The sequence below is a fragment of the Paracoccus niistensis genome (genome assembly GCF_042432925.1).
GTDB lineage: Bacteria > Pseudomonadota > Alphaproteobacteria > Rhodobacterales > Rhodobacteraceae > Paracoccus > Paracoccus niistensis.
In genome coordinates this window covers 248923-274021 of sequence record NZ_JBHLWE010000038.1, presented here as the reverse complement: position 1 = coordinate 274021, position 25099 = coordinate 248923, and the positions used below count along the sequence as shown (strand labels likewise).

General features: G+C 68.0%; 22 protein-coding genes and 1 tRNA gene. 14 read left to right on the top strand and 9 right to left on the bottom strand.

The window, feature by feature from the left end:
- Positions 1 to 7 precede the first annotated feature (7 nt).
- Genes ACFFII_RS12820 through ACFFII_RS12810 form a run of 3 tightly spaced genes read left to right on the top strand, consistent with a single transcriptional unit; the run spans position 8 to position 3863 of the window.
- On the top strand, positions 8 to 310 hold the full coding sequence (locus ACFFII_RS12820; RefSeq protein ID WP_377699265.1) for a sarcosine oxidase subunit delta: 303 nt from the start codon (positions 8 to 10) through the stop codon (positions 308 to 310).
- Entirely contained in the window at positions 307 to 3303 is a 2997-nt protein-coding gene (locus tag ACFFII_RS12815) for a sarcosine oxidase subunit alpha (RefSeq protein WP_377699264.1), read from the top strand. Before ACFFII_RS12820 ends, ACFFII_RS12815 begins: the two co-directional genes overlap by 4 nt.
- A gap of 5 nt (positions 3304 to 3308) precedes the next feature.
- On the top strand, positions 3309 to 3863 hold the full coding sequence (locus ACFFII_RS12810; RefSeq protein ID WP_377699263.1) for a sarcosine oxidase subunit gamma: 555 nt from the start codon (positions 3309 to 3311) through the stop codon (positions 3861 to 3863).
- Between the two features lie 299 nt (positions 3864 to 4162).
- Here the strand turns inward: ACFFII_RS12810 and ACFFII_RS12805 are convergent, their stop codons facing one another.
- Positions 4163 to 5449, bottom strand: a complete 1287-nt coding sequence (locus tag ACFFII_RS12805; protein WP_377699262.1) for a Hint domain-containing protein — start codon at positions 5447 to 5449, stop codon at positions 4163 to 4165.
- Between the two features lie 217 nt (positions 5450 to 5666).
- The gene (locus ACFFII_RS12800) at positions 5667 to 6431 is read right to left on the bottom strand and encodes a DeoR/GlpR family DNA-binding transcription regulator (protein ID WP_090756733.1); all 765 of its coding nucleotides are present in this window, start codon (positions 6429 to 6431) and stop codon (positions 5667 to 5669) included.
- Positions 6432 to 6552: 121 nt separating this feature from the next.
- Here ACFFII_RS12800 and glpD point away from each other — a divergent pair, with 121 nt between their 5' ends.
- The 10 genes from glpD to ACFFII_RS12750 all read left to right on the top strand — a co-directional run bounded on the left by glpD (position 6553) and on the right by ACFFII_RS12750 (position 18902).
- On the top strand, positions 6553 to 8103 hold the full coding sequence (glpD, locus tag ACFFII_RS12795; RefSeq protein WP_377699261.1) for a glycerol-3-phosphate dehydrogenase: 1551 nt from the start codon (positions 6553 to 6555) through the stop codon (positions 8101 to 8103).
- Positions 8100 to 9167, top strand: a complete 1068-nt coding sequence (locus tag ACFFII_RS12790) for an ABC transporter ATP-binding protein (RefSeq protein ID WP_377699260.1) — start codon at positions 8100 to 8102, stop codon at positions 9165 to 9167. The genes glpD and ACFFII_RS12790 overlap by 4 nt, the downstream gene beginning before the upstream one ends.
- Positions 9168 to 10247: an ABC transporter ATP-binding protein gene (locus tag ACFFII_RS12785; RefSeq protein ID WP_377699259.1), complete on the top strand. Its 1080-nt coding sequence runs from the start codon at positions 9168 to 9170 to the stop codon at positions 10245 to 10247.
- Entirely contained in the window at positions 10247 to 11113 is an 867-nt protein-coding gene (locus tag ACFFII_RS12780; protein ID WP_377699258.1) for a carbohydrate ABC transporter permease, read from the top strand. Before ACFFII_RS12785 ends, ACFFII_RS12780 begins: the two co-directional genes overlap by 1 nt.
- Positions 11110 to 11925 (top strand): carbohydrate ABC transporter permease, encoded by an 816-nt coding sequence (locus tag ACFFII_RS12775; RefSeq protein WP_377699257.1) that lies wholly within the window; start codon positions 11110 to 11112, stop codon positions 11923 to 11925. The genes ACFFII_RS12780 and ACFFII_RS12775 overlap by 4 nt, the downstream gene beginning before the upstream one ends.
- Positions 11925 to 12326, top strand: a complete 402-nt coding sequence (locus ACFFII_RS12770; protein WP_377699256.1) for a DUF2160 domain-containing protein — start codon at positions 11925 to 11927, stop codon at positions 12324 to 12326. The genes ACFFII_RS12775 and ACFFII_RS12770 overlap by 1 nt, the downstream gene beginning before the upstream one ends.
- 40 nt (positions 12327 to 12366) lie before the next feature.
- Positions 12367 to 14082 carry an ABC transporter substrate-binding protein gene (locus ACFFII_RS12765; protein ID WP_377699255.1) on the top strand — a complete coding sequence of 572 codons (1716 nt, stop codon included), beginning with the start codon at positions 12367 to 12369 and terminating at the stop codon, positions 14080 to 14082.
- A 52-nt stretch (positions 14083 to 14134) separates the two neighbouring features.
- Positions 14135 to 15622: a glycerol kinase GlpK gene (gene glpK / locus ACFFII_RS12760; RefSeq protein WP_377699254.1), complete on the top strand. Its 1488-nt coding sequence runs from the start codon at positions 14135 to 14137 to the stop codon at positions 15620 to 15622.
- Between the two features lie 147 nt (positions 15623 to 15769).
- Positions 15770 to 18145 carry an AI-2E family transporter gene (locus tag ACFFII_RS12755; protein WP_377699253.1) on the top strand — a complete coding sequence of 792 codons (2376 nt, stop codon included), beginning with the start codon at positions 15770 to 15772 and terminating at the stop codon, positions 18143 to 18145.
- 49 nt (positions 18146 to 18194) lie between these two features.
- Entirely contained in the window at positions 18195 to 18902 is a 708-nt protein-coding gene (locus ACFFII_RS12750) for a type 1 glutamine amidotransferase domain-containing protein (protein ID WP_377699252.1), read from the top strand.
- A gap of 150 nt (positions 18903 to 19052) precedes the next feature.
- On the opposite strand, the gene ACFFII_RS12745 is transcribed toward ACFFII_RS12750, so the two are convergent.
- The 5 genes from ACFFII_RS12745 to leuB form a co-directional block, all read right to left on the bottom strand.
- Complete coding sequence (locus ACFFII_RS12745; protein WP_377699251.1) at positions 19053 to 19538, bottom strand: hypothetical protein; 486 nt, start codon at positions 19536 to 19538, stop codon at positions 19053 to 19055.
- A gap of 25 nt (positions 19539 to 19563) precedes the next feature.
- Positions 19564 to 20481 carry a CBASS cGAMP-activated phospholipase gene (locus ACFFII_RS12740; protein ID WP_377699250.1) on the bottom strand — a complete coding sequence of 306 codons (918 nt, stop codon included), beginning with the start codon at positions 20479 to 20481 and terminating at the stop codon, positions 19564 to 19566.
- Positions 20482 to 20728: 247 nt separating this feature from the next.
- A tRNA-Pro gene (locus tag ACFFII_RS12735) sits at positions 20729 to 20805 on the bottom strand.
- Positions 20806 to 20853: 48 nt separating this feature from the next.
- On the bottom strand, positions 20854 to 21795 hold the full coding sequence (locus tag ACFFII_RS12730; protein ID WP_377699249.1) for a DMT family transporter: 942 nt from the start codon (positions 21793 to 21795) through the stop codon (positions 20854 to 20856).
- 5 nt (positions 21796 to 21800) lie between these two features.
- The gene (gene leuB, locus ACFFII_RS12725; protein WP_377699248.1) at positions 21801 to 22925 is read right to left on the bottom strand and encodes a 3-isopropylmalate dehydrogenase; all 1125 of its coding nucleotides are present in this window, start codon (positions 22923 to 22925) and stop codon (positions 21801 to 21803) included.
- 139 nt (positions 22926 to 23064) lie between these two features.
- On the opposite strand from leuB, the gene ACFFII_RS12720 reads away from it, so the two are divergent.
- Positions 23065 to 23469 (top strand): hypothetical protein, encoded by a 405-nt coding sequence (locus ACFFII_RS12720; RefSeq protein ID WP_377699247.1) that lies wholly within the window; start codon positions 23065 to 23067, stop codon positions 23467 to 23469.
- On the opposite strand, the gene ACFFII_RS12715 is transcribed toward ACFFII_RS12720, so the two are convergent.
- Together ACFFII_RS12715 and leuD are read right to left on the bottom strand one after the other, a co-directional pair.
- Positions 23423 to 24502 (bottom strand): endonuclease/exonuclease/phosphatase family protein, encoded by a 1080-nt coding sequence (locus ACFFII_RS12715; protein WP_377699246.1) that lies wholly within the window; start codon positions 24500 to 24502, stop codon positions 23423 to 23425. The two genes, ACFFII_RS12720 and ACFFII_RS12715, sit on opposite strands and share 47 nt — an antisense overlap.
- A complete protein-coding gene (leuD, locus tag ACFFII_RS12710; RefSeq protein WP_377699245.1) occupies positions 24493 to 25098 on the bottom strand; it encodes a 3-isopropylmalate dehydratase small subunit in 606 nt (201 codons plus the stop codon). The genes ACFFII_RS12715 and leuD overlap by 10 nt, the downstream gene beginning before the upstream one ends.
- Between the last annotated feature and the right edge of the window lies 1 nt (position 25099).

Genomic DNA, 25099 nt, shown 5'->3' with positions numbered 1-25099 from the left:
GCCGCCCATGCTGCTGATCCACTGCCCCTATTGCGACGAGACCCTGCCCGAGGTCGAGTTCACCTATGCCGGTCAGGCCCATGTCGTCCGCGCCGCCGACCCCTCCTCGCAGACCGACGAAGAATGGGAGAACTTCCTGTTCATCCGTTCCAACCCCAAGGGGCCGCATTACGAACGCTGGCGGCACCTGCATGGCTGCGGGCGCTTCTTCAACGCAGTGCGGGATACGGTCAGCGACCGCTTCCTGACGACCTACAAGGCGGGCGCCCCGCGCCCCGAGCTTTCCGCGTTGCTGGGGGACCGCACATGAAATCCTGTCGCGTTCCCGGCCGCGGCCGGGTGGATGCCTCGCGCCCCGTCTCGTTCACCTTCGACGGCCGCCGTTACCAGGGCCTGGCGGGCGACACGGTCGCATCCGCGTTGCTGGCCAGCGGCGTCCACCTGATGGGCCGGTCCTTCAAGTATCACCGCCCGCGCGGACCCGTCAGCGCCGGGTCCGAGGAACCGAACGCCTTGGTCGGCACCCGCCGCGGTCCGGGCCGGTTCGAGCCGAACACCCGCGCCACCGTTCAGGAAATCTGGGAGGGTCTGGAGGTCACCTCGCAGAACAAGTTCCCGAGCCTCCGGTTCGACCTGGGCGCGGTGAACGACGCGGCCTACATGCTGTTCTCGGCCGGGTTCTACTACAAGACCTTCATGTGGCCGCGCGGCTTCTGGGACAAGGTCTATGAGCCCTTCATCCGCCGCGCCGCGGGCCTGGGCGTGTCCCCGACCGAGGAGGACCCGGACAGCTACGCCTCGCGCCACCTGCATTGCGACGTGCTGATTGTCGGCGGTGGTCCAGCCGGTCTCGCCGCTGCCCGTGCGGCGGCCGTCGAGGGCCTGCGCGTCGTGCTGGTGGACGAGAACGCCGAGGCCGGAGGCACGCTGCTGTCCGAGCCGCAGGTCCGCATCGACGGCCGCGCCGCCTGGGACTGGCTGGGGGATGAACTCGCGGCGCTGAAGGGCTTGGGCGTGCGGATCATGACCCGAACCACGGCCATCGGCTATTACCACCAGAACATGGTCGGCCTTGTCGAGAAGCTGACCGACCACCTGCCCAGCCTGCCCGCCGACACCCCGCGCGAACGCCTGTTGCGGGTGCGCGCCCGGTGGGTCGTGCTGGCGCAGGGGGCGATCGAGAAGCCGCTTGTCTTCAACGGCAACGACCGGCCCGGCGTGATGCTGGCCGGGGCCGCGCAGACCTATCTCAACCGCTATGGCGTCCGCGTCGGCGACCGTCCGGTTGTGCTGACCAGTCACGACAGCGCCTGGTATGCCGCCTTCGACCTGCAGGGTGCGGGCGCGCGGGTGCAGGCCATCGTGGACACGAGGGCCTCGGTCCGTGAGGATCTGCTGCATGAGGCCCGCGCGCTGGGCATCCCGGTGAAGCTGGGCCATACGGTCACGGCGACGGCAGGCCGGCTGCGGGTCAAGTCGCTGCGGGTGAACCCCGTGCAGGGTGGGCAGGTCGGCGCCCCCGTCACCATCCCCTGCGATGCAGTGCTGATGTCGGGCGGCTGGTCGCCCTCGCTGCATCTCTTCTCGCATACGCAGGGCAAGCTCGCCTGGGACGAGGCGCAGACCACCTTCCTGCCCGCCGAGACGCGCGAGGACTGCGTGATCGCGGGCGCGGGCCGGGGCCTCTGGGGCGTGCAGGCGGCGCTTGAGGATGGCGCGGCGCGCGGCCGCGAGGTCGCGGCGGCGCTGGGCCGGCACAGCAAAGCGCAGACCCCTCGCGTCGAGGAGGACCGCACCGGCACCGGCGTCACCCAGATCGAACTGCCGACCGACCTGAACGCCGGCCGCGCCAAGGCCTTCGTCGATTACCAGAACGACGTGACCGCGAAGGACCTGCGGCTGGCCGTGCGCGAGGGGATGCATTCCATCGAGCACGTCAAGCGCTACACCACCAACGGCATGGCGACGGATCAGGGGAAGCTGTCGAACATCAACGGCCTGAACATCGCCGCCGACGCCTTGGGCCGCCGCCAGCCCCAAGTCGGGCTGACGACCTTCCGCCCGCCCTATACGCCGACCACCTTTGGCGCGCTGGCCAACTATCACCGCGGCAACCATTTCGAGCTGACCCGCAAGACCCCCATCGACGCTTGGGCCGAGGCACAGGGCGCGGCCTTTGAGCCGGTCGGCCAGTGGCGCCGCGCCTGGTATTTCCCGCGTTCGGGCGAGGACATGGAGGCCGCCGTCCGCCGCGAATGCGCCGCCGTCCGCGGCAGCCTCGGCATCTTCGACGCCTCGACGCTGGGCAAGATCGAGGTCGTGGGCCCGGACGCCGTCACCTTCATGGAACGGATGTACACCAACCCCTGGGCCAAGCTGGGGATCGGGCGCTGCCGCTATGGCCTGCTGCTGGGCGACGATGGCTTCATCCGCGACGACGGGGTGATCGGGCGGCTCGCCGCCGACCGCTTCCACGTGACCACCACCACGGGCGGCGCCGCGCGGGTGCTGAACATGATGGAGGACTACCTCCAGACCGAATGGCCGGACCTGAACGTCTGGCTCACCTCGACCACCGAGCAGTGGTCCACCGTCGCGCTGAACGGCCCCAACGCCGCGAAGCTGCTGGCCCCGCTGGTCGAGGGTGTGGAACTGACGGAAGAAGCCTTCCCGCACATGTCCTGCGCCGAATGCACGGTCGCGGGCCTGCCCGCGCGGCTGTTCCGCGTCAGCTTCACCGGCGAGATCGGCTTCGAGGTCAACGTGCCCTCGCCCATGGCGATGCAGCTCTGGGAACGTCTGTGGCAGGAAGGCCAGCGCTACGGCATCACCGCCTACGGCACTGAAGCGATGCACGTTTTGCGCGCTGAAAAGGGCTATATCATCGTCGGCCAGGACACCGATGGGACGGTCACGCCCTATGACGCCGGGATGGGCTGGGCGGTCGGCAAGTCCAAGCCGGACTTCGTCGGGAAGCGGGGCCTCGCGCGCCCTGACCTGGTGGCGAAGAACCGCAGGCATCTCGTGGGCCTTCTGACCGACGACGGCTCGCGGCTGGAGGAAGGGGCGCAGATCGTCTTCGACCCCAAGCAGCCAGTGCCCATGACCATGGTGGGGCATGTCACCTCCTCCTACCACTCCGAGGCGGTAGGCCGTCCCGTCGCGCTGGCGCTGGTCGAGGGCGGGCAGGACCGCATGGGCCAGACGGTCCACATCCCCATGCCCGACCGCACCATTGCCGCCACGATCACCGGCACGGTCTTCGTGGACCCCGAGAACACCCGCCTGAAGATCGAGGCATAAGCCAGATGAACAAGCTCGTTTCCTCATTCACGGCAGCCCCCCTCGCGCAGGGCGCGGTGGCGCGGGTCAGCCTTGCTGCGCCGGTCGGGCGGCTTGTCCTGCGGGCACGCGGCGACCTTGCGGCGCTGAACGCGGTGCTGGGGCTCGCGCTGCCTGCCACCATCGGCCAGCGCGCCGCGGCGGCGGGGCTGGAGGTCCTGTGCCTCGGCCCAGACGAATGGATGCTGCACCTGCCCCCCGATCAGGTCGGCGTTGTGCAGGCCTCCTGCGCCGCGCTGATGGCACGCCATCCCCACAGCCTCGTCGATGTTTCGGGGCGCGAGGTCACACTGGTGGTGGACGGCCCCCGTGCGGCCGAGCTGCTGACCATCGGCTGCGCCCGCGACATCGAGGCGATCCCGGTGGGCCAGGGCCGCCGCACCGCCTTCGACAATGTCACCGTGATCCTGTGGCGCGACGAGCCTGCCCTGTTCAGGCTGGACGTGTGGAACAGCTTTGCCCCGCATGTCACGGGCCTTCTTGAAACCGGCTGCCGCGAACTTGCCGCCGAAGCCATCTGAGAGTTGGAGGAGTCCGACATCCGGCTGCGGTCATCGGGGAAGCCGTCGTAGCCATGACCTTGTCCGAGACGCCAGGCACATCGGCGCGCCTCTGCGCGCTCAACGGATCGGTTGCCTGTCGCAGGTTTCTTCACGCAGGAACATTCTTGCGGAAGGCTTGGAAAGGCAGGGCCGCACGGCCTGCCTTTCCATGAAGGGAACTGGGTCAGAACCAGCCCTGCGCGCTGCCTTGCGCGGCCGGATCGGACCAGCGGCTGGTCCGCCTTGCAGAGCCGCCGTCCGGCCTGCAGGACGGAGCTTCAGCCCGCGACAAGCACCTGGCGGCTTTCGGAATGGCGCTGCGCAAGACGTCTTGCCCGGCTGCCCGGCACCAGCACGCGGGCGGGCTCCATCACCTCCAGCCCGCCGCAGATGTCGGGAAACAGCGTCAGGATCTCGTCACGTGCGGCGGGTGAAACTGCGGCGAGCGCCTGCGCCCCGGCATACATCGACTCGGTCAGCGCGCCGTTCGACAGCACGACCTGGTGCGAACCGCACAGGAAATGCACGTAATCGACCGCCTCCGCCTCGACCTGCTCGATTCCGTCGATGGACAGCAACTGCTTCGCCGCGACCAGCACCTCGGCCGCCCCGAACATCCGCAGCGCGATCTTCGACTTCAGAAGGATGCGGTGCTGCGGCGAAACCAGCAGATCCCGCGTCGGGGTTCCGTTGCCCAGCGCGCCCGCCGCGATGCGGATCGGCCGCAGCTGCGGGGCGCGCGTGAGGGCCTGCGCGTCCAGCCGGGTTTCACCGATCCAGCGGATCGGCTGGTGCCCGGCATCCAGCGTCCACACCAGGTCGCCCGCCCGCAGGGTCTCGATGGCGCGCGGACCCTTGTCGGTTTCGATGATCGTGCCGCGGGTGAAGCAGGCCACCGCCGCGCTCAGGTCGATATCATCGATATACGCCTGACCACCGTTTCCACCCGTGCGCCCGGCAAGGACGAAGTCCCAGTTCGTCTGGTCGGCTTCGGCCCATTCGTTGTCGGGGATCGTTGCAGCAACCGAAATGTCGGGACCCCAGGAGGCGTTCACGTTACCGTCGCGATCGACGCTGATGGAGAACGGCTGCGGTTCCTGCTCCACGCCGACCGTCCCCAGCGGGGCCGTTGCAAGCGGCGCACCGTTCCACAGGATCTGCAGATAGTTGCCCGGATCACCCGGCCACTGATAGGGCACCACCCGCACCGACAGGCCGACCGGCGCACCCTGTTGGTAGAAGCCGGGGTCCGAGACCGCCGTCTGGTCCGTCAGGTTGAACGACACGCCGTCGGGTTGAAAGTTGCCGTAACCGTTGTAGTCACTCCGGTTGATGTCCAGCTGCATCGTGACATTGAATGCGGTGATGCGTTCGCCTTCGCCGATATCGGCGTTAAGCTCCAGCCGCGCGCTGTCCCCATTTTCCGAGAAGAAAACATACTCGTTGTCCGCATCTCCGGAAGCGGGCGAGTCCGTCAGGCCGACGAGCCCTCCGGTTGTCGCGTCCGTGGCCTCACCAAGGCCCGTGTCGAAACTGTTCGTGTAATCGAAAACTCGCGGCGCCATTTCAGCTCAACCTGCATGAAGTTAATCAACCCTGAGTTGATATATTTCGCTGGAGCGGCGAGCCAGTACTATCTCTGGACAAGACTGATGATAAAAATCATGTGGAAATTGGCTGCGCACGGGATCAGTGTGGTCATGGTAACCGAGCGGGGCCCTGTCGCGTGACGACCTCGCCATTGCCGCATCCTGACTGGCTGGTGGGACAGGCAAGGGGGGGTCAGGCGCCCTCTGACGCCACGACAACGCGGGTGCCGCCCTCCTCGCAGACCCTGCCTAGCCCTTGCGGCAGCGGGCGGTCGATGAAGACGGCATCCAGTTCCCGCAGCGACACAACCCGGATCGGGGCCTTCTGCGCCAGCTTCGCCGAATCCGTCACCAGCCAGCGTTCGCGCGCCTGCCGTAGGATCGCGCGGCTCACCCGCACCTCGGCCAGATCGAAGTCGAGGATGTCGCCGTCCTCGTCCAGCGCCGAGCAGCCGATGATGGCGAAATCGGTCTTGAAGTTCGCCATGAACTCGCTGGTCAGATCGCCCACAAGGCCGCCATCCGTGCGGCGCAGCAGTCCGCCCGCCACCAGCACCTCGCAGCTGTCGTTGGCGGCAAGGATGTTGGCCACGTTCATGTTGTTGGTCACGACCGTCAGGTTGCGGTGGCGCAGCAGGGCGCGGGCCACGGCCTCGGTCGTGGTGCCGATGTTCAGGATCACCGAGCTGTTGTCGGGGATCTGCGCGGCGCAGGCGCGGCCGATGGCGGCCTTGGCCTCCTCGTTCATGCGCCGGCGTTCCTCATAGGCGATGTTGCTGGCGCCGCTGCGCAGGATCGCGCCGCCGTGGACGCGGTCCAGCACGCCCTGCTCGGCCAGCTCGCCCAAGTCGCGGCGGATCGTCTGGGGCGTGACCCCCAGCCCGGCCGACAGTTCCTCGACGCTGGCGCGGCCCGAGGCGCGCACGAGTTCAAGAATCTGCATCTGCCTGATGTTCATGTTTCCAGAAGAACGCGCAGCGGCTATCTGTCAAGCGAAAGAAATTGCGCGCAAACGAACATCCACGTTGACAGAACATACGCGCGGATGTTCGACTTGCCCTTGCGAGAGAGGAACAACCATGTCGGCAGAAACGGATCTGTTCGTCATCGGTGGCGGGATCAACGGCACGGGGATCGCCCGGGATGCCGCGGGGCGGGGGCTTTCGGTCCGGCTGGCGGAACAGGGCGACCTTGCGGGAGCGACCAGCAGCGCCTCGACCAAGCTGTTCCACGGCGGCCTGCGCTATCTGGAATTCCTTGAATTGCGCCTGGTGCGCGAGTCCCTGCGCGAACGCGAGGTGCTGCTGCGCGCCATGCCGCATATCTCCTGGCCCATGCGCTTCGTCCTGCCGCTGGACCCGAAGATGCGCTTTGCGGGCAAGACGCCGGTGTCACGGCTGCTGTCGGTCGCGATGCCCTGGGCACGGGGGCACCGGCCCAACCTCGTGATCCGCGCGGGTCTGTTCCTGTACGACCACCTCGGCGCGCGGGAGATCCTGCCGGGCACCAGTTCCCTGGATCTGCGCAACACGCCCGAAGGCGCGCCACTGCAGGACCGGCTGACACGGGCTTATGAGTATTCCGACGCCTGGGTGGACGATGCCCGGCTTGTGGTCCTGAACGCCCGCGACGCGGCGGCGCGCGGGGCCGACATCATGGTCGGCGCAAAGGTGACCGAAGCGCGGCGCGAGGGCGAGGGCTGGACCGTCCGGCTTGCCGACGGTCGCAGCTTCCGCGCGAAGGTGCTGGTGAATGCGGCGGGCCCCTGGGTGGGGCAGGTCATCCGCGACGTGGCGCATCTGCCTTCGACCGAGTCCGTGCGGCTTGTGCGGGGCAGCCATATCGTCACGCGCAAGCTGTTCGACCACCCCAAGTCCTATTTCCTGCAAGGCCAGGACGGGCGGATCGTCTTCGCGATTCCCTACGAGAACGACTTCACCCTGATCGGCACGACCGACATGGACCACAAGGGCCCGCCGGGCGACGCCGTCTGCACGCCCGAGGAAGTCGATTACCTCTGCCGCTTCGTCTCGGGCTACTTCAAGCAACCCGTGACGTCCGCCGACGTGGTGCGGACCTTCTCGGGCGTCCGGCCGCTTTACGACGACGGTGCCTCCTCGGCCACGGCCGCGACGCGCGACTACGTGCTGTCGCTGGACGACAAGGGGGCGGCCTGCCTGCATGTCTTCGGCGGCAAGATCACGACCTATCGCCGGCTGGCCGAGGCCGCGCTGGCAAAGCTGTCGTCGCACCTGCCCGGCGCGACCGGTGCCTGGACGGCGGGCGCCCCCCTGCCCGGCGGCGACTTCCCCGTGGACGGCGCGGGGGCGCTGGCGGACGCCTTGCGACGCGACCATCCCTTCCTGACGCCCGGCTGGGCGAACCGGCTGGTGCGCGCCTACGGGACCGAGGCGGCAGCGGTCCTTAGCGGCGCCAGGACCGCTGCCGACCTGGGACGCGATTTCGGCGCGACGTTGACCGAATCCGAGCTGCGCTGGATGATCGAGCGCGAATGGGCGCGCGATGCCGAAAGCGTTTTGTGGCGGCGGTCCAAGCTGGGCCTGCGGCTGACGCCCGAGCAGGCGGCGGCCGTCGAGGACTACATCGCCAGCGAAAGGGCCGCCGCATGACGCTGGAGCTTCGGGGCGTCGCCAAGGAGGTCGGGGGGCAGGTCTGGATTCACCCCACCGACCTGACGCTGGCTCCCGGCAGCATGAACGTCCTGCTGGGGCCGACGCTGTCGGGAAAGACCACGCTGATGCGGCTGATGGCGGGCTTGGACCAGCCCAGCGCCGGGCGGATCTTCTGGCAGGGCCGGGACGTGACCGGGCAGCGGGTGCAGGACCGGGGCGTGGCGATGGTCTATCAGCAGTTCATCAACTATCCCTCGATGACGGTCTACGACAACATCGCCTCGCCCCTGCGGCTGCAGCGGGTGGCGCGGGCCGAGATCGACGCCCGCGTGCGCCAGACGGCCGAGATGATGCGCCTGACCCCGATGCTGGACCGCCGCCCGCTGGAGCTGTCAGGCGGCCAGCAGCAGCGCACGGCGCTGGCCCGCGCACTGGTCAAGGGCGCGGGGCTGGTGCTGCTGGACGAGCCGCTGGCGAACCTCGACTACAAGCTGCGCGAGGAACTGCGCGCCGAAATCCCCCGCATCTTCGAGGCCTCGGGCGCGATCTTCGTCTATGCCACGACCGAGCCCGAAGAGGCGCTGCTTCTGGGCGGCCATACCGCGACTTTGTGGGAAGGCCGGGTAACGCAGTTCGGCCCGACCCCGCAGGTCTATCGCGCCCCACAGGACGCCGTGACCGCGCGGGTGTTCAGCGACCCGCCGATGAACTTCAAGCGCATCGAGGTGCGGGGCGGCGAGGCCCTGCTGGACGGCGCCCGCTGGCCCGTCGATGTCCCCGACGGCCGCTATGCCGCAGGCTTCCGCGCGCCCCACCTGACGCTGGAGCAGTCTCCCCGTGCCGTGCCCCTGTCCGCCCGGCTGGACGCGACCGAGATCACTGGGGCCGAAACCTACCTGCACCTGCTGCATGGCGAGGACCGCTGGGTCGGCCTCGTACCGGGTGTCCGCAGGCTGCCGACCGGCGCGCCGCTGACCGTCTGGCTGGACCCGGCTCATGTCTATCTGTTCGACGAAGGCGGCCGGCTTGCCTGCGCCGCCCCCTATGCGCGGGCGGCGTGAATGGCGCGGATCACCCTGGACAACCTGGCCCACAGCTACAGCCCGGCGCCGAAGGGCGATGCGGACTGGGCGCTGAAGCCCATGTCGCTGACCTGGCGAGACGGCGGCGCCTATGCGCTGTTGGGATCGTCCGGCTGCGGCAAGACCACGCTGCTGAACATCATCTCGGGGCTGCTGCGGCCCTCGCGCGGACGCGTCCTGTTCGGGGACCGCGACGTGACGGACCTGCCCACGGCGGGGCGCAACATCGCGCAGGTGTTCCAGTTCCCGGTCGTCTACGACACCATGACCGTGCGCCAGAACCTCGCCTTCCCGCTGAAGAACCGAGGCCTTCCCGCCGCCCAGATCGCCGCACGGGTGGAGGCCGTCGCCCGCATGATCGGGATGAGCGACACGCTGGACCGCCGCGCCCGCGGCCTGACGGCGGATGCCAAGCAGAAGATCAGCCTCGGCCGCGGCATGGTCCGGCAGGACGTGAACGCGATCCTCTTCGACGAGCCGCTGACCGTGATCGACCCGCAGATGAAGTGGGAGCTTCGCACACAGCTCAAGGCCCTGCACCGAGAGTTCGGCCACACGATGATCTATGTCACCCATGACCAGACCGAGGCGCTGACCTTCGCCGACGAGGTCGTCGTCATGTCCGAGGGCCGTGTCGTGCAGGCGGGCACCCCGCATTCACTGTTCGACGCCCCGGCGCATACCTTCGTCGGCTACTTCATCGGCTCGCCCGGCATGAACCTGCTGGACGCAGAGGTCCGGGGCACGTCCGCCCGCGTCGCGGGGACCACTCTCCAACTGGACCGCGCCTATGCCCCGTGGAAGGGCCGGGTGCAGATCGGCATCCGCCCCGACGCCGTGCGTCCCGCCACCGAGGGCCTGCCCTTCCGCTTGGTCCGGGTCGAGGACGTGGGCCACCACCGCATCCTGCGTGGCGAGGTCGCGGGCGCGCCCTTCAACCTCGTCGTTCCCGAGGATGAGCCGATCCCCGCCGGTTTCGACCGCGTGGCGCTGGACCCGGCGCGGATCGGCGTCTTTGTCGACGACTGGCGCATCGAGCCGCTGGAAAGGGCCGCGTGATGGACAAGCCCGTCAACAATCGCGCCTGGCTGCTGGTCCTGCCCGTGCTGGTGCTGGTCGCCTTTTCCGCCGTGATCCCGCTGATGACGGTGGTGAACTACTCGGTGCAGGATACCTTCGGGAACAACCAGTTCTTCTGGAACGGCCTCGGCTGGTTCCAGGAGGTGCTGGAAAGCGACCGCATCCACGCCGCCCTCGGCCGCCAGCTTCTGTTCTCGGCCATCATCCTGGCGATCGAGATTCCCTTAGGCATCTTCATCGCGCTGAACATGCCCAAGCGCGGCTTCTGGGCCAGCCTCGTGCTGGTGCTGATGGCGCTGCCGCTTCTGATCCCGTGGAACGTGGTGGGCACGATCTGGCAGGTCTTCGGGCGCGTGGACATCGGGCTGCTGGGGCACACGCTGGCGGCGCTGGGGATCGACTACAACTACGTCAACGACCCCTTGGACGCCTGGGCCACGATCATCGTCATGGACGTGTGGCACTGGACGTCGCTGGTCGCGCTCCTCTGCTACGCAGGCCTGCAGTCCATCCCCGACGCCTATTACCAGGCCGCCCGCATCGACCAGGCGAGCCGCTGGGGCGTCTTCCGCTTCATCGAGCTGCCGAAGATGAGCGGCGTGCTGCTGATCGCGGTCCTGCTGCGCTTCATGGACAGCTTCATGATCTATACCGAGCCTTTCGTCGTCACTGGCGGCGGTCCCGGGAACGCCACCACCTTCCTGTCCATCGACCTCGTGAAGATGGCGATCGGGCAGTTCGACCTCGGGCCCGCGGCGGCCTTCAGCCTGATCTACTTCCTCGTGATCCTGCTGATCTCATGGGTGTTCTACACCGTCATGACCGCGCAGAGGGACCTGCCATGACGTCCCGCCGCGCCTCGCTCGGGTCGGCGGTCGTGATGACCCTTTACCTTCTGTTCCTGCTGGTGCCGATCTACTGGCTGGTGAACATGAGCCTGAAGACAAATGCCGAGATCACCGGCACCTTCAGCCTCTGGCCGCAGAATCCCACGCTGCGGAACTTCCGCGTGATCCTGACGGACCCGAGCTGGTACATGGGCTACGTCAACAGCCTGATCTATGTGGTGATGAACACGGCGCTGTCCTTGGCCGTGGCGCTGCCCGCCGCCTACGCCTTCAGCCGCTATCGCTTCCTCGGCGACAAGCACCTGTTCTTCTGGCTGCTGACGAACCGCATGGCACCGCCCGCGGTCTTCGCCCTGCCCTTCTTCCAGCTTTATTCGGCGGTGGGCCTGTTCGACACCCACATCGCCGTGGCTCTGGCGCATTGCCTGTTCAACGTGCCGCTGGCGGTCTGGATCCTCGAAGGCTTCATGTCCGGCGTCCCGCGCGAGATCGACGAGACCGCCTATATCGACGGCTACTCCTTCCCGCGCTTCTTCACCCGCATCTTCATGCCCCTGATCGCCAGCGGAATCGGCGTCGCGGCCTTCTTCTGCTTCATGTTCTCATGGGTCGAACTGCTGCTGTCGCGCACCCTGACCAGCGTCAACGCCAAGCCCATCGCGGCGACGATGACCCGCACGGTCAGCGCCTCAGGCCTCGACTGGGGCGTGCTGGCCGCAGCGGGGGTGCTGACGATCCTGCCCGGCGCCTTGGTGATCTGGTTCGTGCGGAACTACATCGCCAAGGGTTTTGCTCTGGGGAGGGTGTGATGCAGCGCCGCTCGGCCACCGTGGGCTTTGCCGCCGCAGCCCTTCTGATGCTGGGGCTGCTCGGCTGGCTCGTCAGCCTCGTCCCCGTCGATGACGGCGCGCGGGAATGGACCGGCAGCCTCAATCCCGGCGGCTGGATGGCCTGGACCCTCCCGACCGCCCTCTTCTTCTGGGTGATCGCGGCCTTGCTGCTGGCCTTCACCTGGGCTGCCATCCGCTTCCCCGAGACGCCCCGCCGCGGCGCCTTCGGCATCTGGACCACCCGGGGCGACCGGCTGTTCATCAGCCTGCTCGGCTCGGCCTTCATCAACCTCGCCTGGCTGGGCCTTGGAGGAGCGCCCGCCTGGGGAGGATTACTCGCGTCACTGATCTACGCCGCGGCGGTGTTCCGCTGGGTGTGAAAGCCGGGCCACCAAGGCCCTTCCTGGGGAGGAAGACGACATGAAACTGCAACTGACGACCGCCATGGCGCTGGTGCTGATGGCGACCGGCGCGCAGGCGGGGATGGAGGAGGCGAAGGCCTTCCTCGACGCCGAGATCGGCGACATGTCCAGCCTCGACCGCGCCGCGCAAGAGGCCGAGATGCAATGGTTCATCGACGCCGCCCAGCCCTTCGCGGGGATGGAGATCAAGGTGGTGTCGGAAACCATCACCACCCATGAATATGAATCCAAGGTGCTCGCCCCCGCCTTTACCGCGATCACCGGCATCAAGCTGACCCATGACCTGATCGGCGAGGGCGATGTCGTCGAGAAGCTGCAGACGCAGATGCAGTCGGGCGAGAACATCTATGACGCCTATGTCAACGACAGCGACCTGATCGGCACCCACTGGCGCTATCAGCAGGCGCGGAACCTGACCGACTGGATGGCGAATGCCGGAAAGGACGTCACCAACCCGAACCTCGACATCGATGACTTCATCGGCAAGTCCTTCACCACCGCGCCGGACGGGAACCTGTATCAGCTGCCCGACCAGCAGTTCGCCAACCTTTACTGGTTCCGCAAGGACTGGTTCGACGACGAGACCAACAAGGCCGAGTTCAAGGCGAAATACGGCTATGACCTGGGCGTCCCCGTCACCTGGTCGGCCTATGAGGACATCGCCGAGTTCTTCACCGGGCGCGAGATCGACGGGAAGAAGGTCTATGGCCACATGGACTATGGCAAGAAGGACCCCAGCCTTGGCTGGCGCTTCACCGACGCCTGGCTGTCCATGGCCGGGAACGGCGACAAGGGCATCCCGAACGGCCTGCCCGTGGACGAATGGGGCATCCGCGTCGATGAGAACAGCCGCCCCGTGGGCAGCTGCGTCGCACGCGGGGGCGACACCAACGGCCCTGCCTCGGTCTATGCGATCCAGAAATACCTCGACTGGATGAAGGCCTATGCGCCGCCCGCGGCCCAGGGGATGACCTTCAGCGAAAGCGGTCCCGTCCCGAGCCAGGGCGAGGTCGCCCAGCAGATGTTCACCTACACCGCCTTCACCGCCGATTTCGTCAAGGAAGGCTTGCCGGTCGTGAACGAGGACGGCACGCCGAAATGGCGCTTTGCCCCCTCGCCCCATGGCGCCTACTGGCAGGAGGGAATGAAGCTGGGCTATCAGGACGCGGGGTCCTGGACGCTGCTGAAATCGACGCCCGACGACCGCGCCAAGGCGGCATGGCTTTACGCGCAGTTCGTGACCTCGAAGACAGTGGACGTGAAGAAAAGCCATGTCGGCCTGACCTTCATCCGCCAGTCCACCATCGACCACCAGTCCTTCACCGACCGCGCCCCCAAGCTGGGCGGGCTGATCGAGTTCTACCGCTCGCCCGCCCGCCTGCAGTGGTCGCCGACCGGGACCAACGTGCCGGACTATCCGAAGCTCGCGCAGCTGTGGTGGCAGGCCATCGGCGACGCGGCCTCGGGCGCCAAGACCCCGCAGGAGGCAATGGACAGCCTGTGCGCCGAACAGGAGAAGGTGATGGAGCGGCTGGAGCGCGCCGGCGTCCAGGGCGACATCGGGCCGAAGCTGGCCGAGGAACACGACCTCGCCTGGTGGAACAACTACGCCAAGGAAAACGGCAGCATCGCGCCCCAGCTGAAGCTGGAAAACGAGGACCCGCAGCCGGAAACCATCAGCTATGACGAGCTGGTGAAAAGCTGGCAGCAGTGACACCCATCAGGGAACCCGGCCTTTCCGGGTTCCCCTTCTGCACGGAGACGCCATGCCGATCCTCGCTCTTGACCAGGGTACGACCTCGTCCCGTGCGGTGGTCTTTTCCGACGACCTGACGCCGCTGGCATCAAGCCAGCATGAATTTCCTCAACATTTTCCCCATTCCGGCTGGGTAGAGCACGACCACGAGGACCTGTGGAGTTCCACCGCCGCCACCGCCCGCGCCGCCATCGAGAAGGCGGGCGCGCCACAAATCGCCGCCATCGGCATCACCAACCAGCGAGAGACGACGGTGGTCTGGGACCGCCGCACGGGCCGGGCGATCCACAACGCCATCGTCTGGCAGGACCGCCGCACCGCCGACACCTGCGCGCGGCTGAAGGAGGCCGGGCACGAGCCCGCCGTGACCGAGGCGACCGGGCTGCTGCTCGATCCCTATTTCAGCGCGACCAAGGTGGCCTGGATCCTCGATCACGTGGACGGCGCGCGCGAGGCCGCCGCGCAGGGGCATCTGGCCTTCGGCACCGTGGACAGCTTCCTGATCTGGCGGCTGACGAATGGCCGCGCCCATGTGACGGACGCAACAAACGCCTCGCGCACGATGCTTTACGATATCCGCCGTGGTGCGTGGTCCGACGAGCTGTGCGAGCTGTTCGGCGTCCCCCGCGCCATGCTGCCCGAGGTCCGCGACAGCGCCGCCGAGTTCGGCCTGACGCGCCCCGACCTGTTCGGCCGCGAGATCCCGATCCTGGGCGTCGCGGGCGACCAGCAGGCGGCGACCGTGGGCCAGGCCTGCTTCCGGCCGGGCATGATCAAGGCCACCTATGGCACCGGCTGCTTTGCGCTGCTGAACACGGGCGACACGGCGGTGCAGTCGCGGAACCGGCTGCTGACGACCATCGCCTATCAGCTGGACGGCACGCCGACCTATGCGCTGGAAGGCTCGATCTTCGTCGCCGGGGCGGTGGTGCAATGGCTGCGCGACGGGCTGCGCCTGATCCGCAGCGCGCCCGAGGTGGCGGGCCTCGCCGCCCGCGCCGACCGCAGCCAGCAGGTCATCATGGTGCCGGCCTTCACCGGCCTTGGCGCGCCCTGGTGGGAGCCCGAGGCGAGGGGCGCGGTCTTCGGCCTGACGCGGGCGACCGGCCCGGCGGAACTGGCGCTGGCGGCGCTGGAAAGCGTGGCCTTCCAGACCCGCGACCTGACCGACGCCATGCGCCGCGACTGGCCCTCCCTGGGCGAGTCCGTCCTGCGCGTGGACGGCGGCATGACGGCCTCGGACGCGGCAATGCAGGCGCTGGCCGACATCCTGGGCGCGCCTGTGGACCGCCCCACTGACCCCGAGACCACCGTGCGCGGCGCCGCCTGGCTTGCCGCCTACCGCGCGGGGTTGACGGACGGCCCTGATGCGGCCCTGACGAATTGGCAGCGCGAGGCGCGGTTCGAGCCGCAACTGGACCCCGCCACCCGCGAGGCCCGCCACGCCCGCTGGACCCGAGCCGTCCGGGCGGTGATCTCGATGCATCGGGAGCCCTAGCCCCGATTCCAGAAGAAGCGACCGGCGTCCCGAAGCCGCGCTGGACGGGCGAACGCAAGGCAGAGGGCGTCTCGTCTGCTTTCGTTTGAACCACCTGCCAGACCCCGGCGTTTCGGCTGCGCAGTCCCCCAGCCCCCCGGTGCCCACGTGATCCTCCCGCCCCTGCCGTCCGGCACCGAACCGCCCCAGCCTCAGCAGACCGATGTGGTGCGGGTAGCTGCGGGGCTGGTGATCGCCACCATCGTCGTCGCGGCCCTTTACTTCGGGCAGGTGGTGCTGATCCCACTGGCCGTCGCCTTTCTCATCAGCTTCGTGCTGGGGCCGCTGGTGCACTGGCTGGTGCGGCACGGGCTGTCGCGCATCCTTGCCGTGGCGCTGGCGATGGGGCTGGTGCTGGCAGTGCTGGGCGGGCTCGGCACGCTTGTCGCGGTGCAGGTGCAGTCGCTCAGCGCGCAGCTGCCGACCTATCAGACCACCATTCGCACCAAGATCAAGGAACTCGGCGCCCGGATGGAAGGACCGGGCCTTCTGGAAGGCGCGCTGCAGACCGTGGACACCGTCCAGAAGGAGGTCGCCGAGGTCGTCGGCGAAGGCGAGGAGAACGAGGTCCCGCCCCAGCGCGTGCGCGTCATCCCCGAGCCGGTCTCGCCCTTCAAGACGGCGATGCTGTGGTTTGCGCCGCTGTTGTCGCCCATCGCCACGGCGGGCATCGTGCTGGTCTTCGTTGTGCTGATCCTGCTGGACCAGGGCGATCTGAGGGACAGGCTTCTGAGAATACTCGGGGGCAACATCTACCGGTCCACCGACGCGCTGGAAGAGGCAAGCAAGCGCATCTCGAAATACCTGCTGATGCAGCTTGTGGTGAACGTCACCTATGCGATCCCGATGGCGCTGGGGCTCTGGCTGATCGGCGTGCCGGGCTTCATCCTTTGGGGGACGCTGGCGGCGGTCATGCGCTTCATTCCCTATGTCGGGCCGATCCTGTCGGCGGTGTTCCCGCTCAGCCTGGCCTTCGCGGTGGATCCGGGCTGGGACATGGTGCTGATGACGGCCGCGCTGATCCTGGTGCTGGAACTGGTGTCCAACAACATCATCGAGCCGCTGCTTTACGGGACCAGCACCGGCCTGTCGGTGTTGTCCCTGATCGCGGCCGCGACCTTCTGGACGGCGATCTGGGGGCCGATCGGGCTGGTGCTGTCTACCCCCCTGACCGTCTGCCTGCTGGTGGTGGGCCGCTATATCCCGCAGCTGTCGATCCTTGAAACGCTGCTCGGGTCCAGCCCCGCGCTCAGTCGCCAGACACGCATCTACCAGCGCCTCATCGCCAACGATCCCGACGACGCCATCGATATCGCCGAGGACGCCATCGCGGAAGACTCCGTCTCCGAGTTCTACAACGACGAAGGGATGGAAGTGCTGCGGCAGGCCAGCATCGACTATATCAACAACGCCCGCCCCGAGCATCGTCTGCGCATCGCCAACGGCATGGACGAACTGCTGGAGGAGATCCGCGACGCCCATCCCGCCAAGCCGCCCGAAGGCGCGCGCCCCCGCGTCGCCTGCATCGCCGGCAAGTGGGAGATCGACCGCCAGGCCTGCGAGATGCTGGCCCACAGCCTGCAGCTGGACGGCGTGCCCACCGTGGTGCGGGTCGCCGGCACCGTCACCTCGCGCTATGTCGCGGGGCTGGAGCTGGAAGGCGTGCAGGTCGTGCTGCTGAGCTTCTTCAGCCGAGAGCCGGACGCCGCCGCCCGCAATCTCACGCGCCGCATCCGGGCGCGCTGGCCACGGGCCAAGGTGGTGCTGGGCCTGTGGGGCGTGGCGCCTGATGCGCTGGACGACCGGCGGCGCGAGGCGCTTGGGGCGGATGCCATCGTTGCCTCGATCAAGGAGGCGGTGGGCCGCATCTCGCTGCTGGTGCGCGACGCGGAAGGCGCGGCGGTCGAGGTCGTCCAGGACCCGCAGGCGGCCGCGGTCCGCGACGAGACGCTTAAGAGCGTGCGGCTTGAGGATCCCGAACTTCGCGAGGATCTCAACGACTACGCCATCCGCGCCGCCGACGTGTTCGACGTCAGGACGGCCGCGATCCTGGCCATCGAGGGCGCGCGGGAACTGGTGATCGGCGCCAGCCGTGACCTGCCCGGCAGGCGCACGGACGACGGGCGCGACCTGATCGTTCTGCCACAGGACTCGCCCTTGGCCGCGCAGGTCCTGAGTGATGCCCGGCCAATGACGGTGTCCGACATCGAGCGCGATCCCGTGCTGTCGGAAAACGCCGTCCTGCACAAATGGTCGGCCCGCGCGCTGGCGGCCGCTCCTGTGCGCCAGGGGGACGGCGTGGTGCTGGGGGCGCTTTGCCTGATCCACGACGAGGCGCGCGAGTTTGACGAGGAAGAACTTCGTCTGCTTGAAACGCTGGCCGCCGAGGTGGCAGAGCGGCTGACCGGCGAGGAAGCGGCCCCGGTCCCCGAACCCGAGGCGGCCTCCGCCTCTGCGACGGTCGGCCAGCAGGTCCCCGAGTGACGCCGCACGTGCTTTCGTGCATTCCATTTTCTGAAGGAGAGGTCCCCTCATGCAGAAGAAACCCCGCATCCTGATCATTGCCACCTCGGCGGCCACCATGACCGGCAGCGACAAGCCGACCGGCCTGTGGCTCGAGGAGCTGACGACCCCTTATTATGCCTTCCTTGATGCGGGCGCCGAGGTCACGCTGGCCTCGATCGCGGGGGGCAAGATCCCGGTCGATCCGAACAGCGTGAAGCCGCGCGGTGAAAACGACCCCTCGGTCGAGCGCGCGCTGAATGACAGGGTCTTCCAGACCCTGATCGGCGACACGCTGCGCTTTGACACGCTGGACACCATGAGCTTCGACGCCATCATGCTGCCGGGCGGTCATGGCACGATGTTCGACTATCCCGAAAGCGCCGAACTAGCGCAGCTGGTCGCGGATTTCGACGCCGCCGGCAAGGTCGTCGCTGCCGTCTGCCACGGCCCCGCCGGGCTGGTCAGCGCCCGCCGCGCCGATGGCACGCCCGTGGTCGCCGGCCGCCGCGTGGCCGCCTTCACCGACAGCGAGGAGCAGGCGGTCGGCCTTGCCGATGCCGTCCCCTTCCTGCTGACCACCCGGCTGAAGAAACTGGGCGCCAGGATCGAGGCCGGCCCGGACTTCGAGCCCTTCGCCATCCGCGACGGCAATCTCGTGACCGGCCAGAATCCCGCCTCGGCCGAGCCGATCGCCGCGCTGGTCTTCGAGGCCCTTGAAGAGGCAAAGGTCGCCTGATGCAACCGGGGGTCGGCTCGGCAGCGCCGGCCCCGAACGCAGGCGCGCCGACCTGCACCGGGTTTCGCTCAGCTCGCCGCTCTGCCGACCCGAAGGTCCTGTCAGTCGCTCTGGGAAACAGGCACGCACCTGAACCGCACGGCCTGCAACTCAGCCGGGTCCCGACATCCGCAGGCGCTCGACGCATTCCTCCAGCCTGACGGGGGTGAAAGCCACCGCATCGGCACTGACGTTCCCGCGCCGCGCGGCCGACAGGAACTCGGGATCATGCGTATGGGCGTGCAGGTGGACGGCGCCCTGCCACCAGCCGTCCCATTCCTCGATCGGGTAGTGGAACAGGACGACCCCTGTCCGGTTCACCCTGATCCTCAGATAGGGAACACCCCAGTCCTTGCGGTCGTGGTTTCCCCGGATCCTCACAAGCGTGCCGTTCAGCTGCTGTTCGTAATGTTCGGCGGGCGGGCCCCGGAAGGCGAAGTCGCCGAGGTGATAAACCCTGTCGCGCGGGCCGACGGTGCGGTTCCAGTTCTCGATCATCGCCCGGTCCATCTCTTCGACCGAGGCAAAGGGGCGGCTGCAGAGCTTGAGGATGTTGGCATGGCCGAAATGCGTGCAGCCGATCACCCAGTCCGTCATCCCTCAGCCCCTGAAATTGCCCGTGTCACGCAATCCTGCGCAGTGGCTCATCGCGGCTTGCCTGCGCCCAGGCTTCCAGATCCGGCAGAGACAGGCTTGCCGCCATCCGCGCCGCCGCAATCGCCTTGGCATCCGCCCGATCAAGGGCGACATCGCCCCGCAGCGGGAAGGCGGGATCGGCGTCGATGCGCGTGTAACGCTCGCCCAGAAGCCCCTTCATCAGCCGGCTCGTCACCTCGGCCTGCGCCCCGATCATCGTGCGGAAGATGCGGTTCCCCCGCAGCCAGTCGAGGACACCCATGTCGGGATCACCCGGCTCTCCCATCGGCGGACAGGCGTTCATGGACCCCAGCGACAGCATGGAAATCTCGTCGGCCCTAGCGCCGCTGCGCAGCGCCAGTTCCATCGCCAGCAGGTCCGGGGCATTGGCGAAGATGGCGCCATCGGCGTGCAACTGACCGTTGATCGGAACGGCCGGGAACATGGTGGGCGCCGCCGCGCTGGCCATCACCACGTCGTGCAGCTTCGTCTCGGGCGCCGTCTGGTTGCTGAAGACGACCGCCGCCCCATCGTGCAGCCGGGTGGCAGTGACGGCCAGGGGCACCTCCAGTTCGCCAAGGGTCACCTCGCCCGCGATCTCCTTCACCAGTGCTGCCAGCGGTCCCGCCATGTAGCGCGACCGCCCCCACATCCGCCACAGGTCGCGCGGCCCGGCGATGCTGCGTCGGCGGAAGGCCTCGGCCCCGCGCTGCTCGAAACCCGCACGCAGCTCGGCCATGGGCATGCCCCTCGCCCCTGCAGCCGCGACGATCGCCCCGGCCGAGGTGCCACAGAACAGGTCGAAGCTGTCCTTCACCGGACCCGTGAGCTTTTCCAGCTCCTCCAGCAAAAGCACGTTGTAGAGCGCCTGGAAACCACCTCCGCTGATCGACAGGATCTTCATGGAAAAGCACCTCCTTCCAGACAAGATATCAGTGTCTTCGGGGGTTCCTCCAAGATGTCCTTCCGACACCCGGACCAACGGCAGCGACCGTTCAGGGCAGGCCCGCGCCCGAGATCCCGCAGGCGGCGACCAGTGCCGTCACCCGCGCCTTGCTGCGCTGCTTCGGTGAATCGGGAAAGCGGGCGCATCTTCCCGAGACTGTGCTCAGACAAGGACGCCAGTCAGGATGTTTCGGGATTTTGTGAATTGGTCGGAGCGAGAGGATTCGAACCTCCGACCCCCTGCTCCCGAAGCAGGTGCGCTACCAGGCTGCGCTACGCTCCGACCGTGACGGGGCAGGTATCGCGGGGCGCGCGGGATTGCAAGGGGAAATCAACGTCGCAGCAGGCGGCGGAAGCCGCCGATGCTGGGCGAGGGCAGCCCCTCGCCCTGTGCCTCGGCCTGCAGGACGGGACGATGGGCCGCGGGCGCCCGTGCCTCGCGCCACAGGATGTAAAGCCCCGAGCCCATGATGACCGTGATCCCCAGCAGGGTGGCGCGGTCGGGCAGTTCGGAAAACAGCAGCCAGCCGTAAAGCGTCGCCCACAGGATCTGGCTGTATTGCATGGGCGCGACCACGGCGGCCTCGGCCGCGCGATAGGCGCGCACATTCAGCACCGCCCCGATCAGGCCGAACAGCGCCACCAGCCCGGCAAGGCCAAGATCAGCACCGGGCATGGGTTGATAGACGAAGGGCAGCGCCAGCGCGCAGATGCCGAGGTTCAGCAGGACCGGCCAGATGACAAGGACCAGCGTGCGCTCGGACCCTCCCAGGCGGCGTGCGATGACCGCTGACAGCGCCCCACAGAGGGCCGTGACGATCGCGCAGAGATGGCCGACGCCAAGCTGCGCCTGCCCTGGCCGCAGCACGATCAGCACACCCATCAGGCCCAGCAGCACCGCCGCCAGCCGGTGCGGGCCGATCCGCTCGCCCAGCATGGGCACGGACAGCAGCGTGATCAGCAGCGGCATGGTGAAGAGGATCGCATAGACCTGCGTCAGCGGCAGCAGCGCAAAGGCCGTCATCGCGCTGAGCACGTTCAGCGTCATGCAGAGCGTCCGCAGCCCGACCCAGCCCGGATGCCGGGGGACAAGGCTGACCTGCGGTCGCCGGGCCGCAACCACCGCCAAGACCGGCAGGGACAGAAGCGCCACGAAGAAGGCGGTCTGCAGGGGCGAATAGCTCGCCCCCAGCAGTTTGATGACGGCGTCGTGGGTCGCATAGGCGCCCATCGCGCCAAGGCCCAGCGCGGCGCCCGCCAGGTTGCCGCGCATGGGGATCAGCCTGCCGACAGGGCCGCGACGATCCGGTCGCCCATCTCGGCGGTGCCGATCGGCGTGCCGCCTTCCGGGCCCATCAGGTCGGCGGTGCGGGCGCCCTGGGCCAGCACGCGCTCGACGGCGGCTTCCAGTTCGTCGGCCGCGGCGCCCTCGTTGTAGGAATAGCGCAGCGCCATGGCGAAGGAGAGGATGCAGGCGATGGGGTTGGCCTTGCCCTGCCCCGCGATGTCGGGGGCGGAACCGTGGACCGGTTCATACATCGCCTTCGGCCGGCCGTTCGCCGCAGGCACGCCCAGCGAGGCCGAGGGCAGCATCCCCAGCGAACCGGTCAGCATCGCCGCCGCGTCCGACAGGATGTCGCCGAACAGGTTGTCGGTCACGATCACGTCGAACTGCGAGGGGCGGCGGACCAGCTGCATGGCGCCGTTGTCGGCATACATGTGGGTCAGCTCGACCTCGGGATATTCGTTGTCATGGACCCACTGGACCTCCTCGCGCCAGAGGACACCGGATTCCATGACATTGGCCTTTTCCATCGAGCAGAGGCGGTTCTTGCGCTTCTTGGCCAGCTCGAAGGCCGCGCGGGCCACGCGCCGGATCTCTCCGCTGGTGTAGCGCTGGGTGTTGATCCCGACGCGGCCACCCTCGTTTTCGGGGTTGTTGCCGTCGGAATGGATGCCGCGCGGTTCGCCGAAATAGACGCCCGAGGTCAGCTCGCGCACGATCAGGATGTCGAGGCCGGACACGACCTCGCGCTTGAGCGACGAGAAATCCGCCAGTGCGTCGAAGCACTGGGCGGGGCGCAGGTTGGCGAACAGGTCCATTTCCTTGCGCAGCCGCAGCAGGGCGCGTTCCGGCTTCACGCTGAAGTCGAGGTTGTCATAGGCCGGGCCGCCCACGGCCCCCAGCAGCACCGCGTCCACTGACTGGGCCTTGGCCATCGTCTCGTCGGTGATGGGCGTGCCATGCACGTCATAGGCCGCGCCGCCGACCAGGTCTTCCGACACGTCGAAGCGCATCCCGCGGTTCGACTGGAACCAGTCGATGACCTTGCGCACCTCGGCCATGACTTCGGGGCCGATGCCGTCGCCCGGCAGGATCAGAAGGGAGTAGCTGTCGCTCATCTTGCGCCTTTGGTGTTCGAGGATGCGGGTCGCGTCCCGCCTAGCCCTGCCCCGCGCGGGGGTCAAGTTCACGGCCATTTGGGTTGCTCCCGCGCCCCGCGTCCTGTGGGTAGGGGCATGACCCATCAAGGGGAGACGGATGATGAAACCCATGCTTGCTGCCGCCCTGCTGGCGCTTGCCACGACCGGAGCAGCCCTTGCCGACGGCGGCATGACGGTGCCCCTGCCCGACACCTCGGGGCTTTCGGCCGACGAGGCACGGGCGCTGATCACGGAACTGGCGCAGGTGAACGTCATCACCTCGAACTGTCCGGCCTATCCCGTATCGGACGCGGAATGGACGCTGATCGCGGGCACAGGCGACAAGCTGGCGGCGCAACTGGGGCTGGACGCCTCGGCCTATGACAAGCAGTTCTACGGTCCTGCCTTCCAGTTGCTGGACGATCCCGGCGCCTGCGACCGGATCGGACCGCGGGCACAGCCGCTGATCGCGCGGCTCAAGGCGATGGGCGGGGGGACGACGCCGCTGTCGCGGTCCCAGTAACGGGCAGATCGAGGTCGACCCAGACCAGCCGGTGCCGCGAGGCAGTCGCGACCGTGTCGGCCAGCGGCTGCCCCGGCGCGGGCCACAGCACGCCCGAGCCCGTCACGCTCAGGTCCGGCGAGGGCAGCACCACGTCCACGCGCAGGTTCCCCGGCCCGTCCGCATCGGGCCAGTCGGCCGTGTCGCCCTTCTGCACGGCATTCGCACCATCCTGCGGCGCCAAGGCAGCCCCTTCGCTTTTCGGCTGCGGGTCCTGAACGCGGGCCAGCAGCGCGGCCATGCCCTCGCGCCGTCCCTCGCCGTCCACGGGGTCGAGGTTGGTGTCGCCCATCACGACGAAGCGGTCGGGCGGCAGGCGCGTCAGCCAGAACACCGCCTCGTCATGGTTGCGGCGCCCGTTGCGGTCTTCGGGACCGTCGAAGACGGGCGGGGTCGCGGACCAGGCCAGCAGCGTCAGTGTCGTGCCGCCGACATTCACCGGCACCTCCCAATGCGCGGTCGAGGACAGGCGCTGCACCTCGGCCACCTCGAGGGGCACCGGAGGCATCAGGTGGCCCGGCAGGTCGCGCCACAGCATCGCCGAGTGATCCGTGACCTCGCCCAGGGGCAGCCGCGACAGCAGCGCCATGCCCCCCTGCCCCGAGAACAGCCCGAAGCCCTGCGCGTCGTCGCCCGTGCCCGTCCGCCCGTCGCCGTCGAGATCGAGGCCCGTCGCCATCCCGCTGTTCGGGCGGCTGGCATGGCGGTGGGGATAGCCCGCGCCCGCAGCCTCCAGCAGATCGGCAAAGGCGGATAGCGCCGCCCCGTCATGGTCCCAGTCGAAGCCGGTCAGCAGCAGCACATCCGCATCCGCCGCCGCGATCACCTGCACGGCCGCGGCGACCTGTTCATCCTTGCCCGACTGGATATCGCGAAGCAGAAGCCCAGGCCCGTCGCGCGACAGGTCGGGGCTGTAGGTGGCAATGCGGATGGGTTCCGCCAGCACCGGCCCAAAGGCCAGCGCCAGCGCGAGGGTCAGCGCCCTCAGACCCAAGGCTGGGACTGGGCGATTCGCGCCTCGAAGGCCTCGATGGCGGCGGCCTTCTCCATCGTCAGGCCGATGTCGTCGAGCCCGTTCAGCAGGCAATGCTTGCGGTGCGGGTCCATCTCGAAGTGATAGGCCGTTCCGTCCGCGCCCGTCACCGTCTGGGATTCAAGATCCACGGTCAGCCGCGCGTTGGCGCCGTTCTCGGCGTCCTTCATCAGGGCCTCGACGGCGTCGGGCGGCAGGATGATGGGCAGGATGCCGTTCTTGAAGCAGTTGTTGTAGAAGATGTCCGCAAAGCTGGTCGAGATCACGCAGCGGATGCCATAGTCGAGCAGCGCCCAGGGCGCGTGTTCCCGCGACGAGCCGCAGCCGAAGTTGTCGCCCGCCACGATGATCTGCGCATCCCGGTACGCGGGCTTGTTCAGCACGAAGTCCGGGTTCTCGGTCCCGTCGGGGAAATAGCGCATCTCGTCGAACAGGTTCTTCCCCAGTCCCGAACGATGGATCGTCTTCAGGAACTGCTTGGGGATGATCATGTCGGTGTCGATGTTGACCAGCGGCATGGGCGCGGCGATGCCGGTCAGGGTGGTGAACTTGTCCATG

What these genes read in the sequence shown, in the direction of transcription:
- ACFFII_RS12800 (WP_090756733.1), bottom strand. Translation starts at nt 6,431, where the DNA reads ATGAACATCAGGCAGATGCAGATTCTTGAACTCGTGCGCGCCTCGGGC.
- ACFFII_RS12815 (WP_377699264.1), top strand. Translation starts at nt 307, where the DNA reads ATGAAATCCTGTCGCGTTCCCGGCCGCGGCCGGGTGGATGCCTCGCGC.
- ACFFII_RS12820 (WP_377699265.1), top strand. Translation starts at nt 8, where the DNA reads ATGCTGCTGATCCACTGCCCCTATTGCGACGAGACCCTGCCCGAGGTC.
- ACFFII_RS12740 (WP_377699250.1), bottom strand. Translation starts at nt 20,481, where the DNA reads ATGAAGATCCTGTCGATCAGCGGAGGTGGTTTCCAGGCGCTCTACAAC.
- ACFFII_RS12750 (WP_377699252.1), top strand. Translation starts at nt 18,195, where the DNA reads ATGCAGAAGAAACCCCGCATCCTGATCATTGCCACCTCGGCGGCCACC.
- leuB (WP_377699248.1), bottom strand. Translation starts at nt 22,925, where the DNA reads ATGAGCGACAGCTACTCCCTTCTGATCCTGCCGGGCGACGGCATCGGC.
- ACFFII_RS12775 (WP_377699257.1), top strand. Translation starts at nt 11,110, where the DNA reads ATGACGTCCCGCCGCGCCTCGCTCGGGTCGGCGGTCGTGATGACCCTT.
- ACFFII_RS12765 (WP_377699255.1), top strand. Translation starts at nt 12,367, where the DNA reads ATGAAACTGCAACTGACGACCGCCATGGCGCTGGTGCTGATGGCGACC.
- ACFFII_RS12780 (WP_377699258.1), top strand. Translation starts at nt 10,247, where the DNA reads ATGGACAAGCCCGTCAACAATCGCGCCTGGCTGCTGGTCCTGCCCGTG.
- ACFFII_RS12745 (WP_377699251.1), bottom strand. Translation starts at nt 19,538, where the DNA reads ATGACGGACTGGGTGATCGGCTGCACGCATTTCGGCCATGCCAACATC.
- ACFFII_RS12770 (WP_377699256.1), top strand. Translation starts at nt 11,925, where the DNA reads ATGCAGCGCCGCTCGGCCACCGTGGGCTTTGCCGCCGCAGCCCTTCTG.
- glpD (WP_377699261.1), top strand. Translation starts at nt 6,553, where the DNA reads ATGTCGGCAGAAACGGATCTGTTCGTCATCGGTGGCGGGATCAACGGC.
- ACFFII_RS12790 (WP_377699260.1), top strand. Translation starts at nt 8,100, where the DNA reads ATGACGCTGGAGCTTCGGGGCGTCGCCAAGGAGGTCGGGGGGCAGGTC.
- ACFFII_RS12805 (WP_377699262.1), bottom strand. Translation starts at nt 5,449, where the DNA reads ATGGCGCCGCGAGTTTTCGATTACACGAACAGTTTCGACACGGGCCTT.
- ACFFII_RS12785 (WP_377699259.1), top strand. Translation starts at nt 9,168, where the DNA reads ATGGCGCGGATCACCCTGGACAACCTGGCCCACAGCTACAGCCCGGCG.
- ACFFII_RS12720 (WP_377699247.1), top strand. Translation starts at nt 23,065, where the DNA reads ATGATGAAACCCATGCTTGCTGCCGCCCTGCTGGCGCTTGCCACGACC.
- ACFFII_RS12810 (WP_377699263.1), top strand. Translation starts at nt 3,309, where the DNA reads ATGAACAAGCTCGTTTCCTCATTCACGGCAGCCCCCCTCGCGCAGGGC.
- leuD (WP_377699245.1), bottom strand. Translation starts at nt 25,098, where the DNA reads ATGGACAAGTTCACCACCCTGACCGGCATCGCCGCGCCCATGCCGCTG.
- glpK (WP_377699254.1), top strand. Translation starts at nt 14,135, where the DNA reads ATGCCGATCCTCGCTCTTGACCAGGGTACGACCTCGTCCCGTGCGGTG.
- ACFFII_RS12730 (WP_377699249.1), bottom strand. Translation starts at nt 21,795, where the DNA reads ATGCGCGGCAACCTGGCGGGCGCCGCGCTGGGCCTTGGCGCGATGGGC.